The organism is Vreelandella sp. ssv (genome assembly GCF_059448525.1).
Map to the genome: position 1 here is coordinate 2550153 of NZ_CM182545.1, position 17379 is coordinate 2567531.

10 protein-coding genes and 3 rRNA genes are annotated in these 17379 nt (G+C 52.3%); 3 read left to right on the plus strand and 10 right to left on the minus strand.

Annotation, left to right across the window (positions count from 1 at the left end):
* Window positions 1–114: 114 nt before the first annotated feature.
* The gene (gene rnk / locus AC5TBW_RS11670) at window positions 115–528 is read left to right on the plus strand and encodes a nucleoside diphosphate kinase regulator (protein ID WP_495508735.1); all 414 of its coding nucleotides are present in this window, start codon (window positions 115–117) and stop codon (window positions 526–528) included.
* Window positions 529–635: 107 nt separating this feature from the next.
* Here rnk and rrf read toward each other — a convergent pair.
* The 7 genes from rrf to AC5TBW_RS11705 all read right to left on the minus strand — a co-directional run bounded on the left by rrf (window position 636) and on the right by AC5TBW_RS11705 (window position 11441).
* A 5S ribosomal RNA gene (rrf, locus tag AC5TBW_RS11675) occupies window positions 636–751 on the minus strand.
* Window positions 752–890: 139 nt separating this feature from the next.
* Window positions 891–3782: ribosomal RNA gene (locus tag AC5TBW_RS11680) — 23S ribosomal RNA — on the minus strand.
* Between the two features lie 309 nt (window positions 3783–4091).
* Window positions 4092–5624 (minus strand): 16S ribosomal RNA (locus AC5TBW_RS11685).
* Together the 16S, 23S and 5S rRNA genes form the textbook arrangement of a ribosomal RNA operon.
* A 515-nt stretch (window positions 5625–6139) precedes the next feature.
* Window positions 6140–7945: an acyl-CoA dehydrogenase C-terminal domain-containing protein gene (locus tag AC5TBW_RS11690; protein WP_495508736.1), complete on the minus strand. Its 1806-nt coding sequence runs from the start codon at window positions 7943–7945 to the stop codon at window positions 6140–6142.
* Window positions 7946–8199: 254 nt separating this feature from the next.
* Window positions 8200–8967 (minus strand): SDR family NAD(P)-dependent oxidoreductase, encoded by a 768-nt coding sequence (locus tag AC5TBW_RS11695; protein ID WP_495508737.1) that lies wholly within the window; start codon window positions 8965–8967, stop codon window positions 8200–8202.
* A 26-nt stretch (window positions 8968–8993) separates the two neighbouring features.
* Window positions 8994–10664 (minus strand): AMP-binding protein, encoded by a 1671-nt coding sequence (locus AC5TBW_RS11700; protein WP_495508738.1) that lies wholly within the window; start codon window positions 10662–10664, stop codon window positions 8994–8996.
* A gap of 207 nt (window positions 10665–10871) precedes the next feature.
* Window positions 10872–11441, minus strand: a complete 570-nt coding sequence (locus tag AC5TBW_RS11705) for a TetR/AcrR family transcriptional regulator (protein WP_495508739.1) — start codon at window positions 11439–11441, stop codon at window positions 10872–10874.
* 126 nt (window positions 11442–11567) lie between these two features.
* On the opposite strand from AC5TBW_RS11705, the gene AC5TBW_RS11710 reads away from it, so the two are divergent.
* Window positions 11568–12755 carry an acetyl-CoA C-acyltransferase gene (locus AC5TBW_RS11710; protein ID WP_495508740.1) on the plus strand — a complete coding sequence of 396 codons (1188 nt, stop codon included), beginning with the start codon at window positions 11568–11570 and terminating at the stop codon, window positions 12753–12755.
* Window positions 12756–12800: 45 nt separating this feature from the next.
* On the opposite strand, the gene AC5TBW_RS11715 is transcribed toward AC5TBW_RS11710, so the two are convergent.
* From AC5TBW_RS11715 to AC5TBW_RS11725, 3 genes are all read right to left on the minus strand, one after another.
* On the minus strand, window positions 12801–13874 hold the full coding sequence (locus tag AC5TBW_RS11715; RefSeq protein WP_495508741.1) for an SLC13 family permease: 1074 nt from the start codon (window positions 13872–13874) through the stop codon (window positions 12801–12803).
* 143 nt (window positions 13875–14017) lie between these two features.
* Window positions 14018–15718, minus strand: a complete 1701-nt coding sequence (locus tag AC5TBW_RS11720; RefSeq protein ID WP_495508742.1) for a methyl-accepting chemotaxis protein — start codon at window positions 15716–15718, stop codon at window positions 14018–14020.
* 25 nt (window positions 15719–15743) lie between these two features.
* Complete coding sequence (locus AC5TBW_RS11725; protein ID WP_495508743.1) at window positions 15744–16157, minus strand: arsenate reductase ArsC; 414 nt, start codon at window positions 16155–16157, stop codon at window positions 15744–15746.
* A 151-nt stretch (window positions 16158–16308) separates the two neighbouring features.
* Between AC5TBW_RS11725 and arsB the strand changes: the two genes are divergently transcribed.
* Complete coding sequence (gene arsB / locus AC5TBW_RS11730; protein WP_495508744.1) at window positions 16309–17379, plus strand: ACR3 family arsenite efflux transporter; 1071 nt, start codon at window positions 16309–16311, stop codon at window positions 17377–17379.

The window sequence follows — 17379 nt, forward strand, 5'->3', positions numbered from 1 at the left end:
AAAACAGCCCTTTCTTAACTTCTGGAAAGAGCTGTTTTTATTATCTATTTTAACTTCCTATCTAACGTTTTATACCGCTAATTGATAGCGGACACTTTTGCCAAGGAGAGCGAAATGGGGCAGCGACCACCCCTTTTAATTAATCGGCTTGACGCCGAACGTTTACAACGCTTGATTGATGATGCTTCAGAAAAGGATCAAGCAGTGGCGGAAATGCTAGAGAACGAACTCAGCCGCGGGGTCGTCGTTGATCCAACAGAAATTCCTGATAATGTTGTCAGTATGAATAGCCAGATTCAGTTCACCGATCTTACCCGCGACAAGCAAATGATTCGAACACTGGTGTATCCTCATGCAATAAGCTCCACCGATGACGGTCTTTCGGTAATGGCGCCTATCGGTGCCAGCCTACTGGGCTTAAAAGTAGGTGATACCATTGACTGGCCTCTGCCAAATAACAACCAAACACAGTTACGGATTGATGCCATACTTTGGCAACCTGAAAGCGAAGGGCAATTTCATCGTTAATAGTTGATATAAAAAATCCCCCACGGCTAACACCATGGGGGACTTTGACTTTTCTTCCACGCATACAAGAAACCCAGCCGGATGGCTGGGTTTCTTGTTAAATAAGTGCCTGACGATGACCTACTCTCGCATGGGGAGACCCCACACTACCATCGGCGCTAAGCGGTTTCACTACTGAGTTCGGCAAGGGATCAGGTGGTTCACGCGTGCTATGGTCGTCAGGCGTAACTGGCTATATATCATGCTGACTATTGCTACATTGTGATCGTCTCACTGCCTGCCGCCCTGGCGGTTGCCGGGGCCACACGCTGCGTATCCGGTTCCTTCACGTCATCATCACGACCAGACCCCTTGGGTGTTATAGGGTCAAGCCTCACGGGCCATTAGTACACGTTAGCTCAACGCCTTGCAGCGCTTCCACACCGTGCCTATCAACCAGCTGGTCTCGCTGGGCCCTTCAGGAGGCTCTAGGCCTCAGGGATGTCTCATCTTGAAGGGGGCTTCCCGCTTAGATGCTTTCAGCGGTTATCCCGTCCGACCATAGCTACCCGGCAATGCCACTGGCGTGACAACCGGAACACCAGAGGGTCGTCCACTCCGGTCCTCTCGTACTAGGAGCAGCCCTTCTCAAACATCCAACGCCCACGGCAGATAGGGACCGAACTGTCTCACGACGTTCTAAACCCAGCTCGCGTACCACTTTAAATGGCGAACAGCCATACCCTTGGGACCGACTTCAGCCCCAGGATGTGATGAGCCGACATCGAGGTGCCAAACACCGCCGTCGATGTGAACTCTTGGGCGGTATCAGCCTGTTATCCCCGGAGTACCTTTTATCCGTTGAGCGATGGCCCTTCCATACAGAACCACCGGATCACTAGAACCTGCTTTCGCACCTGCTCGACGTGTCTGTCTCGCAGTCAAGCACCCTTATGCTCTTGCACTCAATGCACGATGTCCGACCGTGCTGAGGGTACCTTCGTGCTCCTCCGTTACTCTTTAGGAGGAGACCGCCCCAGTCAAACTACCCACCACACACTGTCCTCGATCCGGATAACGGACCTGAGTGAGAACGCCAATGATGCCAGGCTGGTATTTCAAGGTTGGCTCCCTCCGAACTGGCGTCCAGAGTTCAAAGCCTCCCAGCTATCCTACACAGGCAACATCAGCGTCCAGTGTGAAGCTATAGTAAAGGTTCACGGGGTCTTTCCGTCTAGCCGCGGGTACACCGCATCTTCACGGCGATTTCAATTTCACTGAGTCTCGGGTGGAGACAGCGTGGCCATCATTACGCCATTCGTGCAGGTCGGAACTTACCCGACAAGGAATTTCGCTACCTTAGGACCGTTATAGTTACGGCCGCCGTTTACCGGGGCTTCAATCAAGAGCTTCGCCTTGCGGCTAACACCATCATTTAACCTTCCGGCACCGGGCAGGCGTCACACCCTATACGTCCGCTTGCGCGTTAGCAGAGTGCTGTGTTTTTAATAAACAGTTGCAGCCACCTGGTATCTTCGACCGGTTCGGGCTAGGAGAGCAAGTCTCTTCACCCTACGCCGGCGTGCCTTCTCCCGAAGTTACGGCACCATTTTGCCTAGTTCCTTCACCCGAGTTCTCTCAAGCGCCTTGGGATTCTCACCCTGACCACCTGTGTCGGTTTGGGGTACGGTCGCACATGATCTGAAGCTTAGAGGCTTTTCCTGGAAGCGTGGCATCAGTGACTTCCTGACCGTGGTCAGTTCATCTCGTGTCTCGGCCTTAAAGGATCCCGGATTTACCTAAGATCCAAGCCTACTCACTTTCACCAGGACAACCAACGCCTGGCTCACCTAGCCTTCTTCGTCCCCCCATCGCAACCATGTCCGGTACGGGAATATTGACCCGTTTCCCATCGACTACGCCTTTCGGCCTCGCCTTAGGGGCCGACTCACTCTGCTCCGATTAGCGTCGAACAGAAACCCTTGGTCTTCCGGCGAGGGAGTTTTTCACTCCCTTTATCGTTACTCATGTCAGCATTCGCACTCGTGATACCTCCAGCAGACTTCTCAATCCACCTTCATTGGCGTACACGACGCTCCTCTACCGCTCATCCCTAAGGATGAACCCGTAGCTTCGGTACCTGGTTTAGCCCCGTTACATCTTCCGCGCAGGCCGACTCGACTAGTGAGCTATTACGCTTTCTTTAAAGGATGGCTGCTTCTAAGCCAACCTCCTAGCTGTCTGAGCCTTCCCACATCGTTTCCCACTTAACCAGGATTTCGGGACCTTAGCTGACGGTCTGGGTTGTTTCCCTTTTCACGACGGACGTTAGCACCCGCCGTGTGTCTCCCACGCGTTACTCACCGGTATTCGGAGTTTGCCTCGGGTTGGTAAGTCGGGATGACCCCCTAGCCGAAACAGTGCTCTACCCCCGGCGGTACTACGTGAGGCGCTACCTAAATAGCTTTCGAGGAGAACCAGCTATCTCCGAGCTTGATTAGCCTTTCACTCCGATCCACAAGTCATCCAAATCTTTTTCAACAGATCCTGGTTCGGGCCTCCAATTGATGTTACTCAATCTTCACCCTGCTCATGGATAGATCGCTCGGTTTCGGGTCTATATCCAGCGACTGTGTCGCCCAGTTAAGACTCGGTTTCCCTACGGCTCCCCTATACGGTTAACCTCGCCACTGAATATAAGTCGCTGACCCATTATACAAAAGGTACGCAGTCACAGAACAAGTCTGCTCCTACTGCTTGTACGCACACGGTTTCAGGATCTATTTCACTCCCCTCTCCGGGGTTCTTTTCGCCTTTCCCTCACGGTACTGGTTCACTATCGGTCAGTCAGGAGTATTTAGCCTTGGAGGATGGTCCCCCCGTCTTCAGTCAAGGTTTCTCGTGCCCCGACCTACTCGATTTCACATGATCAGATTTTCGACTACGGGGCTATCACCCGCTACGGCCAGACTTCCCAATCTGTTCGCCTAATCATTCACATGCTTAAGGGCTGGTCCCCGTTCGCTCGCCGCTACTAGGGGAATCTCGGTTGATTTCTTTTCCTCAGGGTACTTAGATGTTTCAGTTCCCCTGGTTCGCCTCTTACACCTATGTATTCAGTGTAAGATACTGACCTTATGGCCAGTGGGTTTCCCCATTCAGAAATGTCCGGGTCACAGGTTGTTGCCACCTCACCGAACCTTATCGCAGGCTACCACGTCTTTCATCGCCTCTGACTGCCTAGGCATCCACCGTGTGCGCTTCATTGCTTGACCCTATAACCCGAAGGAGTCTGGATGTCGCAATGATCACGTTTCATTTTGCCGGATACGCTTGAGACGTATCACAATTTAAGAAGCACTTCTTGCGAAGTGTTCTTGTCAGCATGATATACATTGTTAAAGAGCGACTGCTATAAGCAGTGATAAGCGTTCTTTCATAGTAAAAAAGAAAAAGACCTTTAAGACCTTAAAAGCTATTTTTTTCTTTTAACGTGAAAAAATCAGAGCCACTTATCACTGCGTATCAACAGCATTCTGATCAGGTAATTCATTGTGGACGCTTACTGACTGTGACGCATCGTTTAAGGAGGTGATCCAGCCGCAGGTTCCCCTACGGCTACCTTGTTACGACTTCACCCCAGTCATGAACCACACCGTGGTGATCGCCCTCTTGCGTTAGGCTAACCACTTCTGGTGCAGTCCACTCCCATGGTGTGACGGGCGGTGTGTACAAGGCCCGGGAACGTATTCACCGTGACATTCTGATTCACGATTACTAGCGATTCCGACTTCACGGAGTCGAGTTGCAGACTCCGATCCGGACTGAGACCGGCTTTAAGGGATTCGCTGACTCTCGCGAGCTCGCAGCCCTTTGTACCGGCCATTGTAGCACGTGTGTAGCCCTACCCGTAAGGGCCATGATGACTTGACGTCGTCCCCACCTTCCTCCGGTTTGTCACCGGCAGTCTCCTTAGAGTTCCCACCATTACGTGCTGGCAAATAAGGACAAGGGTTGCGCTCGTTACGGGACTTAACCCAACATTTCACAACACGAGCTGACGACAGCCATGCAGCACCTGTCTTACAGTTCCCGAAGGCACACCAGAATCTCTTCCGGCTTCTGTAGATGTCAAGGGTAGGTAAGGTTCTTCGCGTTGCATCGAATTAAACCACATGCTCCACCGCTTGTGCGGGCCCCCGTCAATTCATTTGAGTTTTAACCTTGCGGCCGTACTCCCCAGGCGGTCGACTTATCGCGTTAACTTCGCCACAAAGTGCTCTAGGCACCCAACGGCTGGTCGACATCGTTTACGGCGTGGACTACCAGGGTATCTAATCCTGTTTGCTACCCACGCTTTCGCACCTCAGTGTCAGTGTCAGTCCAGAAGGCCGCCTTCGCCACTGGTATTCCTCCCGATCTCTACGCATTTCACCGCTACACCGGGAATTCTACCTTCCTCTCCTGCACTCTAGCCTGACAGTTCCGGATGCCGTTCCCAGGTTGAGCCCGGGGCTTTCACAACCGGCTTATCAAGCCACCTACGCGCGCTTTACGCCCAGTAATTCCGATTAACGCTTGCACCCTCCGTATTACCGCGGCTGCTGGCACGGAGTTAGCCGGTGCTTCTTCTGCGAGTGATGTCTTTCCTAATGGGTATTAACCACTAGGCGTTCTTCCTCGCTGAAAGTGCTTTACAACCCGAAGGCCTTCTTCACACACGCGGCATGGCTGGATCAGGGTTGCCCCCATTGTCCAATATTCCCCACTGCTGCCTCCCGTAGGAGTTCGGGCCGTGTCTCAGTCCCGATGTGGCTGATCATCCTCTCAGACCAGCTACGGATCGTCGCCTTGGTGAGCCATTACCTCACCAACTAGCTAATCCGACATAGGCTCATCCAATAGCGGGAGCCGAAGCCCCCTTTCTCCCGTAGGACGTATGCGGTATTAGCCTGGGTTTCCCCAGGTTATCCCCCACTACCGGGCAGATTCCTATGCATTACTCACCCGTCCGCCGCTCGTCAGCATCTAGCAAGCTAGATCTGTTACCGCTCGACTTGCATGTGTTAGGCCTGCCGCCAGCGTTCAATCTGAGCCATGATCAAACTCTTCAGTTTACAATCATTGTGATCCTTACTCGTCACCCGAAGGCAACAAAAGCGAATCAAACTTGGCTCAAGGTTCAAACGAATTCATTTCAATTTACATTGTCATGACCGCTTGCCTTGATATTTGGTGATTTGTCACCAACATCAGCAAGCGCCCACATGAATTACCTGATCAAATTGTTAAAGAGCGTTTCGCTACTAGGGTTACTGTGAAAGCAACCGGCTTGCCGTTGACTTGGCTTGCCTCAGCGAGGAAGGCGTATTCTACGCACTTCCTGGCGGTTGTCAATATGCGATTTTCAAAACCGCTAACTCGTTGACTAACCAAGGCTTTTACACCTCATTCACCGCTGGCAACGCTAGGCGTCCCCGGCAGCGGATGCGTACTTTAAGGCCTGACTAATAAGATAGCAAGTAAAAGAAGCTATTGCGTATAAAAAAGCGGCAGAAGGCTACCCTTCTGCCGCAAACCACCGATCAGAACGCCTGACCAGAGAGTGCTCTGCTCACATCTTAGCCGTTAATCAAATTTCAAAGCCCAAGCCAAAGTCTTCACTGGAGATAGCCATCAGGCTAGAAGCCCCTGCTTGTATCATCTGCGCATGTGCTTTGGTACGCGGCAATAGCCGCTGGTAATAGAATCGAGCGGTATTCAACTTAGCGGCATAGAAAGCCTTATCGTCACCTTCTAGAGAAATAGACGCCTGCTTGGCCGCGCGAGCAAATAAGTACGCCAGAGTGACGTAGCCTGAGTACATAAGATAATCAACACTCGCCGCACCTACTTCCTCGCGGTCTTGCATTGCCTTCATACCCACACCCATGGTCAGTTCGCCCCACTCAGCATTCAGCTTGGCGAGGGTCCCGACAAACTCTTCAAGGGCAGGGTTGGCGGCTTCAGCTTTACAGAACTTATGGATCTCTTTGGTGAATACCTTCAGCGATTCACCCTGACTCATGAGTACTTTACGGCCTAGCAGATCAAGCGCCTGGATACCGGTAGTCCCTTCATAGAGCCGAGTAATGCGAGCATCGCGTACCAATTGCTCCATGCCCCACTCTTTAATGAAGCCATGACCGCCGTAAATCTGCACACCCTCGTTGGTGCTTTCAAAACCAACTTCGGTCAGGAATGCTTTAACAATAGGTGTTAGCAAGCCAAGTAGGGTTTCAGCGTGATCTCGCTCTTCACCCGGCTCACCATGCTCCACCACATCGAGCATTTGCGCGGTATAAAGCACCAACATACGCCCACCTTCAGCGAAGGCTTTCTGGGTAAGCAGCATGCGGCGCACATCAGGATGGACGATAATCGGATCAGCGGGCTTTTCAGGCGCCTGCTTGCCCGATAAGCCGCGCATCTGTAACCGGTCACGGGCATAGCTCAATGAATTCTGGAAACTGGCTTCAATCAACCCCAGCCCTTGAATCCCCACCCCAAGACGCGCAGCGTTCATCATAGTGAACATACACGCCAGCCCTTTATTGGGCGGCCCTACTAGGTAGCCGGTTGCGCCATCGAAGTTCATCACGCAGGTGGCATTACCATGAATGCCCATCTTGTGCTCGAGCGAACCGCAGGTGACGCCATTACGCTCACCCACATTACCCTGGGCATCGGGCAAGAACTTAGGTACTACAAATAGCGAGATACCTTTAGAACCTTCCGGTGCGCCAGGCAGTTTTGCCAATACCAAATGGACGATATTTTCAGCCAGATTATGCTCACCGGCCGAGATAAAAATTTTGGTGCCGGTAATTGCATAGGCATCGCCATCAGTGGACACTGCTCGGGTCTTGATCAAGCCTAGGTCAGTACCGCAGTGCGGCTCGGTTAGGCACATAGTGCCCGTCCATACCCCTTCAACCAGCTTGGTGAGATACGTCGCCTTCTGCTCATCGGTGCCATGATGGCGCAGTGCGTCTGCCGCACCATGAGAGAGCCCTGGGTACATGCCCCACGCCAAGTTAGTGGCGCAGATCATTTCTGACAGCAGCATTGCCAATGAAGGCGGCAACCCCTGACCTCCATGAGCAGGGTCGGCGGCCAGACTCGGCCAACCACCCTCTACGTATTGCTGGTAGGCCTCTTTGAAACCGTTAGGCGCTTTGACCTCCCCCCCTTCCAGTAGGCACCCTTCTTCATCGCCGCTCTGATTGATCGGCAGCAGCACATCGCGGGCGAAGCGTGCCCCCTCTTCCAAAATAGCGCTAACAACATCTGGCGATGCATCGTCACCGCTTGGCAGGCGCGCGTAGTGAGCGGGGTAGTCAAGCATCTCGTCCATAACGAAACGCATATCACGAATAGGGGCCTGATAGCTGGGCATCGCACTTCTCCTGAAAAGGGGGATTGAAAGCCTTGCCACTCTTAGTGGTAAGAATAGTAGCAGAGATCTTTCAAACACATGTTTGAAAATTAGCGCGAGCGTCCCCCAGAGTCAAGCGAGCGTTTGAATTTAGTCTTAAAACACTCTAGAACTTTGGTCGCCCAACCAGTAACCCCCTGGTGCAAATAATAAAAAACTCGTCAACCAAAAGCCGACGAGTCGTTTTATTTCTATTTTAGCTACTGACCTCACAGTTACTGCATGCGAATGCCACCGTCTAAGCGGATCACTTCGCCATTGAGCATGGGATTGGTAATAATCTGCTCGGCTAATTGAGCGAACTCATCTGGCTTACCTAAACGCTTAGGAAAAGGCACCGCCGCCGCTAGTGCCTGGGCGGCCTCGTCAGGAATTTCACTCATCATCGGTGTTTCAAATACGCCAGGAGCGATTGCCATCACCCGAATAGCATGACGCGACAATTCCCGCGCTGCTGGCAAGCTCATACCCACCACACCCGCTTTAGAGGCACTATAAGCGCACTGCCCTACCTGCCCATCAAAAGCAGCAATGGACGCGGTATTAATGATCACCCCGCGCTCACCACTCTCGCTAGGCGCGTTTTTAGCCATTGCGGCAGCCGCAAGGCGCATGACGTTAAAAGTGCCGACCAGATTAATATTGATTGTTTTCTTATAGCTTTCTAGATCAGCTGGATTGCCTTCGCGATCAACCAGCTTGGCCACGCTAACGACGCCCGCACAATGAACCACCCCGCAGAGACCGCGCTCGCCACCCAGCGCTACCGCCACATCGACCGCCTGCTGCATTTGCTCGGCAGAGGTTATGTCCGCCAAACACGCCTGAGCTTGCTCCCCCAACTGATCAGCATGAGCGTTTACGCTGTTATTTAAATCGCATAAAACGACCCGAGCGCCCGCAGCCACCAAGCGCTCTGCCGTTGCCGCCCCAAGGCCAGAAGCGGCCCCGGTAATTAAAAAAGTACTGTCCTTAACCTGCATAACGGTATTCCCTGTAAGCGCTATGTTTATTTGGCTGTCTTAGCTTCTTCTGCTGCCTGAGCTCGCAATTTAAAGCGCTGAATCTTGCCACTGGGGGTTTTGGGCAACTCATCGACAAACTCAATAACGCGCGGAAAGGCGTGAGTTGATAACCTCTCGCGCACTCGCTGCTTGATCTCATCGGCAAGCGCTTCACTTGCTTCATAACCTTCTCGCAGTACGACATAAGATTTAATCACTTCGCCACGAATCTCATCTGGCTGCCCCACCGCCGCCGACTCTGCAACAGCCGGGTGTGTCATTACGCTGTTCTCAACATCCGTTGGCCCCACCCGATAACCTGCAGTGGTAATAATATCGTCGTCCCGCCCGGCAAATTGAAAGGTGCCATCTTCATTGCGGATCACTACGTCACCGGTAAGGTAATAGCCTTCTACAAAGGGGTTCTTCTCCTGCCAGGTGTAGCCTTGAAAGAAGTGCGCAGGTGAGTTCTTGATATCCACGGCGAGCACACCCGGCTCACCAGCAGGCAACTCGTGATACTCGGCATCCAAAATCGCCAGTCGATAACCCGGCATTGGCACACCCATCGCGCCCACATGCTTAAGGTGATCAAGCACATGGTGGTTATTGCAAGTCATGCCGGTTTCAGTTTGCCCATAATGATCCATGACAGGACAGCCCAGCGACTTCTCAACCCAGGTGACCACTTCGGTGTTTAAAGGCTCGCCGGCTGAGCTAGCTGCACGCAGCTCCAAGGTTTGATGGGCATCATCAAACAGGCCTGATGCCTTCATCAGCCTGTAAGCGGTAGGCGCAGCGGCAAAATTGGTGATGTGGTGGCGCTTCATAAACGCCAGCGCCCCCTCCGCACTAAAGCCCGCTTCACAAAAATGGGTCGTCACACCGAGTAGCAGCGGCCCCGTGATCGCATAGTAAAGACCATACGCCCAGCCGGGGTCAGCCATATTCCAAAAGCGGTCATCGTCACGCAGGTCAATGGCCAGCTCCATATAGATCGCGAAGGCAGTCATACCGGCCAGTGGAACAGCAACGCCTTTGGGCTTACCCACGGTGCCAGAGGTAAACATTTGCAGAAACGGTTGTTCAGGCGAAAGCCTGGGCGGCTTATCGCTCATTGACGTATGCGTCAATGCAGCTTGCCAATCATAATCATCAACATGTTCGCTGGTAGCACCACCGACTGCCAGCACTGGCGGACACTGGTTCAAACCATCAAATTTATAGCGATTGGCGTGATCCGTGATCACTAGTTTGGTATCTGCACGCCCTAAACGATAGTCCACGGCATCAGGGCCAAAGGCAGTAAATAGTGGTTGATAAACCGCGCCAATACGCCACGTCGCCAACACTGCTATCAATAACTGGGGCGAACGCGGCAGCATGCAGGCAATTCTATCACCCTGCACTAACCCCTGGGATTGGAACCAACCCGCTAATTTGGCGCTTTGCTCATCCAGCTCAGCGTAGGTCAGGGTGTGCGTTGCCCCTTGGGTATCTTCTTGAACCAGCGCTAGCACATCGCCGCGCCCTTGGCGCACATGCCGACCACAGCAGGCTTCGAAAGCATTCAACATTCCATCCTGATGGTCATCCAGGCGAGCAATAACGCTATCGATAGAAAAATTTTCAAGGTAGTGCTGATAGTCGGGCAGTGATTGTGATGTCGCTGTCATGATGGCTCTCTAATGTGGTTGATCATTGTTATTGGTAATGAGCACAAAGCAGCAAAGGTAGATTGCAAGTAAGGCTGCTATAATTATCCGTTGACGTTAACGGAAACCTAAGGATAAAAGCAACGCTAAAAGCAATCGTCGTGGAGAGCAAGCACTGTGATTGATTAAAGCGTTAGACGTTGGTAGGAGCTATATAAAAGAGGTGGTTCAAGTAGGCGTAGGCATAATCATGGCGACAAGCTCGTCCGCTAGATCGTCAGGCGAGCGGGGTCCGTTAGGGTCGTACCAGCGTACGGTCCAATTTAAAGCCCCGAGTACAAAGCGTGAAACAAGAAAACGATCACCATGAATTAACCCAGCGTCAAGGGCATCATCAATTACGGCGACCCATAGTGCCTCGTAGGCATCGCGTAAATGACTTAAATGGGCACTTGCTATGGGGTCGAGTCGGCGCCACTCAAAGAGTGCCACCACGTGAGCATTGCGGTCAGTAAACAGGGTTTCGAGATGGGCACGCGCCATAGCACGTAGGCGCAACTCCGGATCAGTAGCACACTCCGCCAAAGCCTTGCGGGCAATCGTTAAGGCATTTTGGGTGCCCTCTTCGATAACCGCTGCGAGGATTTCCTGCTTATCTTTAAAGTGATGGAACAGGCTACCGGACTTAATCCCCATTTCCTGCGCCAGCATGCGTACGGTGGTGCGATCAAAGCCCTCTTGGACGAATAGCTGAGCAGCCAGCCGTGTCAATTCCTTGCGACGAGGAGATGCATTCATTACATTCATGTCATTTACACTAGCGCTTGCTTGGTTACTCAGGAGAGAACCACAGCACCGCCCACGGGTCAACGTATCACCCGCTACTCAACCTGATAATCATAAGAACTCTGAAGGAGATTGACCATGAGCAGCCCCACTGATGTAGTATTTCTCGCCGCTAAACGTACGCCTATGGGTGGCATGATGGGCAGCCTTTCGAGCATGTCAGCGCCAGAGCTTGGCGCAATCGCCATTAAGGCCGCAATGGAGGAGGCGGGCATTGATCCCGCCCTGATCAGCGAAGGCATAATGGGCTGTGTACTGCCAGCAGGGGTAAAACAAGGCCCGGCGCGCCAGGCCATGCGACAGGCAGGCATTCCCGATGCCAATGGCGCCACCACCATCAATAAGCTGTGTGGTTCCGGCATGAAAGCCGCGATGCTTGCTCACGATTTAATCAAAGCAGGCAGCGGCGATATCTTGCTGGCTGGCGGTATGGAGTCGATGTCGAATGCCCCGCACGTTCTGACCAAGGCACGCAGCGGCTATCGGCTCGGGCACGGAGAGCTAAAAGATCATATGTTCTTAGATGGTCTTGAAGATGCTGAAACGGGCAAGTTGATGGGCGTGTTTGCTCAGGATGTTGCCACAGAGCGCGGCTACACGCGCGAACGCTTAGACGATTTTGCCATTGCCTCGCTCGAGCGCGCCATGGCGGCCACTAACGCAGGCCACCTAAACGCTGAGATGGCCCCCGTCATGGTATCCACTCGCCAGGGTGAACACCTTGTCGAACACGATGAGCAACCCTTCCAAGCAAAACTCGACAAAATCCGTCAGCTGCGCCCTGCCTTCGCTAAAGATGGCACCATTACCGCTGCCAACGCCAGCTCAATTTCAGACGGCGCTTCGGCATTGATTTTGGCCAGCCAGAAAGCGGCGGACCAGCACGGCCTTAAACCTTTAGCACGCATGCTTGGCCACACTACCCATTCACGCCACCCAAGCGAATTCACTATCGCGCCGGTGGGTGCGATTGAAAAGCTGATGACAAAGCTAGGCTGGGGCGTTAACGATGTCGATCTGTTTGAGATTAATGAAGCCTTTGCCGTGGTCACGCTGATGGCGATGGATGATCTAGGCTTGCCCCATGACAAGGTCAACGTCTTTGGCGGCGCCTGCGCCCAGGGCCATCCGATTGGCTCTACCGGCTCGCGCATTATTGCCACGCTGATACACGCGCTGCGCACCAAAGGCGGCAAGCGCGGCATTGCCAGCCTATGTATCGGCGGCGGTGAAGCAACAGCGGTTGCCGTAGAGCTAATCGACTAGCCACTCTTCGTTAGGATCTAACCCTGAGAGGGTAACGCCCTGTCACTATAACGACAGGGCGTTTTTCCATAGCACAGTAAACAGCCAGGCAAGCCCCAACATAGGCAGAGACCAACGATGAAATTCTGTCCAAATGCCCCGCTGGCGAGCCAAACGCAGGGCAATTAAATTAGCCATTGAGCCTATCGCCAAACCAAAGCCACCGACACTGACGCCCCAGGCAAGCGGCTGCCACTCACTCTGCTCCGCAAGTAATAGCGTTGCCGGTACGTTGGAAACACCTTGTGAAAGCAATACCCCTACGCTGATATCTCCACCGGGCCACTGGCGCATTGTGTTGATTGTCTGCTGAACGACACTTAACTCACCGATGACACTTAAATTGATGAACATTAATACGAACACTACTAACAGTAGCCAATCGATACTGAACACCGCTCGCTGGGCCACCAATAACATCGCAAGCATTACGCCTACCATCGCTGGCAATACCCAGCCCATATCCACCGCAATCAAAAAAAGCGGGTAGCCGATTAGTGCCGCCCACAGCGGCTTTTGCTGCCGTATTGCTGCTCCAATAGAAGCTGGTTCCAACTGTATTGACGCTTTAGGAAACGCCAAGGGAATAAGCAGCAAGAGCAACAACATCAGACCAACACCAAGCGGTAGCATTACCCATAGAAATTCGCCAAAGCGTAGGCCTGAAAGCTGCCATAGATAAAGGTTTTGTGGATTCCCAATCGGACTCAGCGATGACCCTGCATTCACTGCCAGCGCTTCAAACACAATTAAACGTGCAATAGGCAGCGTTGCCATCCTGGCGAAGCCAAGCGTCAGCGGCACTACAATAAACAGTGCTACATCATTGGTGACGACAGCAGAAAGCAAGCCTGAAAACAGCACCAAGCCAACCGCCAGGCGCCTTTCACCCTTCAGACAGGCCAACAACTGGCGCCCCCAGAGCGTTAAATAACCACTGAGCTCCAACGACCGGCTGAGCAGCATAAGACCGGTCAACACGGCAAGCGTGTTCCAATGCACCCGCTCAGCCATATCCATCAATGATTGAGGCTGCAGCCACAACAAAACGATCCATAGGCCGCTCATTGAGAGCAACATAGGGTCTTTCAGTAAACGCTGAGAGAAAAAGACGACGGACGAGATGAGCCGTTGGATCAATAGCAAAAAATTAGTCGCTCAGAGAAAACCGCATGATAGCGTTGACTGCCTCTGAATAAACGCAAATTACTGTTTTTAGGATTTTAAACAGACGTTATAGCATCGGTTTGACGATAACGCTGCCCATGAGAGCTAGGTAAAGCGCTGTGCTGATTGCTTAGCTGCTCCCATTCTGGATATTCAGCGTTGTTCTCATTGATGTCAGTCAAGTGTGTTTCAGTGCCTTCCTCTACCACACTAAATTGACCGGCATATTCACGCATTTGTAATGCTTCTTGTGACAATCCTTCTGCACTATGGGCAGCTTGATTCACTAAGCGCATAGTCTCTTGAGTCGTGGTATCGATTTGCGCCACCGCCTGATTAACCTCTTCAATGCCGCGTCGCTGCTCCTCCGATGCAGTGGCAATTTGAGTCATCAGCGTATTCACGTTACTGGCAGCCTGCATTATCGCGCGAGTATGTTCACCCGCTTGCTGCGACAATACACTGCCCTGTTGAACACTCGCACTCGACGCTTCAATGCGTGATCGAATCTCGCTGGCAGCATTGGCACTGCGGGTTGCCAGCGCCCGGACTTCATTTGCCACGACTGCAAAGCCACGGCCATGCTCACCAGCACGCGCCGCTTCAACCGATGCGTTCAACGCCAATATATTGGTTTGGAAAGCGATGCTCTCAATCATTCGGATGATGCTTTGGATCTCGTCTGAGTGATCATTGATCGCCTCCATCGTCGCAATAAACTGGGTAATGACCTCGTCACCCTGCTGCGCTTTATGGGAAACATCCGCAGTCGATTGGTTAACATGCGCCGCACTTTCCGCATTCTGTTTTACCGTAGCGGTTAGCTGTTCCAGGCTCGCCGCCATTTGCTGCAAGGCAGACACCTGGGTATCGGTTTGGGTGGCCAAGAGCTGGTTTTGCTCAGTCATCTCTTGGCTATTGCTGTAGACCTGCTGGCTACTGCTGGTGAGACGATTTACCGTCGCCGTCAACGCCTGTTGCATACTGGCCAGCTCACTAAACAGCTGACCGATTTCATTGGTTGAGTGAGCGGTAACGGGTGCGGATAGATCACCTTTAGCAATACGCTGGAAATGGCCGGTTATCGAGGTTAAAGGACGAAGCACATTGTTACGCACCCCCCAAGCGACCACCGCCACCACTAAGAGCGCTGCCCCAAGCACTGCTATCACCCCCCAAAACAGTAGCGACGATACTTGCTCAAAACGCTCAAGTAGCGCGTTACCTCGCTGGTTTGCGGCCTCCAAAAAGGTCTCGGCACTCGATACAAAACGCTGGCTGCTTTCATCTACCCGCGACTCCCCAGACAAGAAACCAGAGACATCGCGCTCCTCAAGCATCATCATCTGTAGATTGAGGTTATTGTTAACGAAAGATTGAAACTCCGTAGCCAGTTGATCGACCAGCGCCTGTTGATCAGTTTCAAAATCACTCGATGCAAATTGAGTGAAGTTCTCAGCCGCTGAGTCGAGTAACCGATGGGCTTCTTCTATTAGCGGGTCAGGTCGGTCAAACGAAGGGGTTCGGATTAACTCCGCCGCACGGTTCATTTGAATACGCGCTCGCAGTAATTGAGAGTAGGCGCCATCTAACTCACGGATTTGCGCCATGTCTCGGTCGTGAAGCGATGTAAAAGCCTCTCGGCCAAAATGGTTAGCGAACAGCCCCAATGCGCCAATCACGACGATCAAACCACTGAACGCTAACAGCACCAGCGTCCAACTCGCTTTGACACTTAAGTTATTGATCCATTTCATCTCGACCCGGCCCCTATTAGTAAGATTAATAAGACTTATGAAGGGGCAGCCACAGCTGCAGCCGACGACGAATTTCTAATAACGCCTGCTCATAAGAATCAGGCTTGCCAATCAGACGAGGGTCGCGAATATCCCAGAACAGCACTTCACCCGCCTGCCCTTGCCAGTCCCGACAGACTTGCTGAGCCTTATCACACAGCACAATGACAAAATCGAAGGCCTCGCTCTCAAACTCATCCAGCAATTTACTGTGTAAACCTTCGGTGGGTAGTCCCTGTTTACGCAATGCATCAAGCGTCAATGCATGGGGCTCATCAGGTTCGGAACCAGCGCTAAACGAGTCAAAACGATCACCTGCCATATGGCGAAGTAATGCCTCTCCCATTAACGACCGTGCAGAGTTAGCGTTGCAAAGAAACAACACGCGACGCTTCGACATAAGTAAATAGCCTCTAATGTAACTAATAGTGGTTACTTTACGCTGTGTTCATGACGGCAATATTGCAGCTTGCAGGCAACACTAGAAATATACGAAAAAACATATATGATGGAGTCATTATCCTTAAAGAGCGTTAAACAGGTAGCTTCACATGTCCGCACTGGGCGATAACAAATCACCCTCAACCGCAGAAGGAATGAGGATCTTCGAGCGCTATCTCTCGCTATGGGTGGCATTGGCCATTGTGGCAGGAATATTACTGGGACAATTTATACCCGTGGTGCCGGAAACGCTTTCGCGCTTTGAAGTGGCCCAGGTATCGATTCCGGTGGCCGTGCTTATTTGGGCGATGATTTTCCCGATGATGGCGCAAATTGATTTTACCTCCCTGCTTGGCGTGCGGCGCCAGCCAAAAGGTTTGATTATTACCACCACGGTTAATTGGCTGATCAAACCCTTCACTATGTTCGCCATTGCCTGGCTCTTCTTAATGGTTATTTTTCGGCCTTTTATTCCCACCGAAGTCGCCAGTCAATATCTAGCGGGCGCTATTCTTCTCGGTGCCGCCCCATGCACCGCAATGGTATTCGTGTGGAGCTACTTAACCCGCGGCGATGCCGCTTATACGCTGGTGCAGGTGGCCCTCAATGACGTGATCATGCTGTTCGCTTTCGCGCCCATCGTGGTATTTCTCCTAGGTATCTCCAATATTCAGGTGCCCTGGGATACTGTTGCCCTGTCGGTAATGCTCTATATTGTGATCCCCCTGGCGGCAGGTTATATAACGCGCCAAACCTTGATCCACAAACGCGGCGCAGAGTGGTATGACAACGTCTTTATGAAGCGTGTTGGCCCCATCACACCGATTGGCTTGATCATCACACTCGTGCTTCTATTTGCCTTCCAGGGCGAGGTTATTCTCAATAACCCGCTGCATATTGTACTCATCGCGATTCCACTGATTATTCAAACGTTTCTAATCTTTTTTATTGCCTATGGTTGGGCTAAAGCCTGGCGATTGCCGCATAACATAGCCGCTCCGGGGGCAATGATCGGCGCCAGCAACTTCTTTGAACTGGCGGTGGCAGCGGCTATCGCGCTATTTGGCTTACAGTCGGGCGCTGCGCTAGCCACTGTCGTTGGCGTATTGGTTGAAGTGCCGCTAATGCTGGCGTTGGTGAGAATTGCCAATAAGACCCGCAATCACTTCCCTGTTAAATAG

Coding starts and splice junctions, on each gene's coding strand:
- rnk (WP_495508735.1), top strand. CDS start 115: ATGGGGCAGCGACCACCCCTTTTAATTAATCGGCTTGACGCCGAACGT.
- AC5TBW_RS11725 (WP_495508743.1), bottom strand. CDS start 16,157: ATGTCGAAGCGTCGCGTGTTGTTTCTTTGCAACGCTAACTCTGCACGG.
- AC5TBW_RS11700 (WP_495508738.1), bottom strand. CDS start 10,664: ATGACAGCGACATCACAATCACTGCCCGACTATCAGCACTACCTTGAA.
- AC5TBW_RS11715 (WP_495508741.1), bottom strand. CDS start 13,874: ATGTTGCTCTCAATGAGCGGCCTATGGATCGTTTTGTTGTGGCTGCAG.
- AC5TBW_RS11695 (WP_495508737.1), bottom strand. CDS start 8,967: ATGCAGGTTAAGGACAGTACTTTTTTAATTACCGGGGCCGCTTCTGGC.
- AC5TBW_RS11705 (WP_495508739.1), bottom strand. CDS start 11,441: ATGAATGCATCTCCTCGTCGCAAGGAATTGACACGGCTGGCTGCTCAG.
- AC5TBW_RS11720 (WP_495508742.1), bottom strand. CDS start 15,718: ATGAAATGGATCAATAACTTAAGTGTCAAAGCGAGTTGGACGCTGGTG.
- AC5TBW_RS11710 (WP_495508740.1), top strand. CDS start 11,568: ATGAGCAGCCCCACTGATGTAGTATTTCTCGCCGCTAAACGTACGCCT.
- AC5TBW_RS11690 (WP_495508736.1), bottom strand. CDS start 7,945: ATGCCCAGCTATCAGGCCCCTATTCGTGATATGCGTTTCGTTATGGAC.
- arsB (WP_495508744.1), top strand. CDS start 16,309: ATGTCCGCACTGGGCGATAACAAATCACCCTCAACCGCAGAAGGAATG.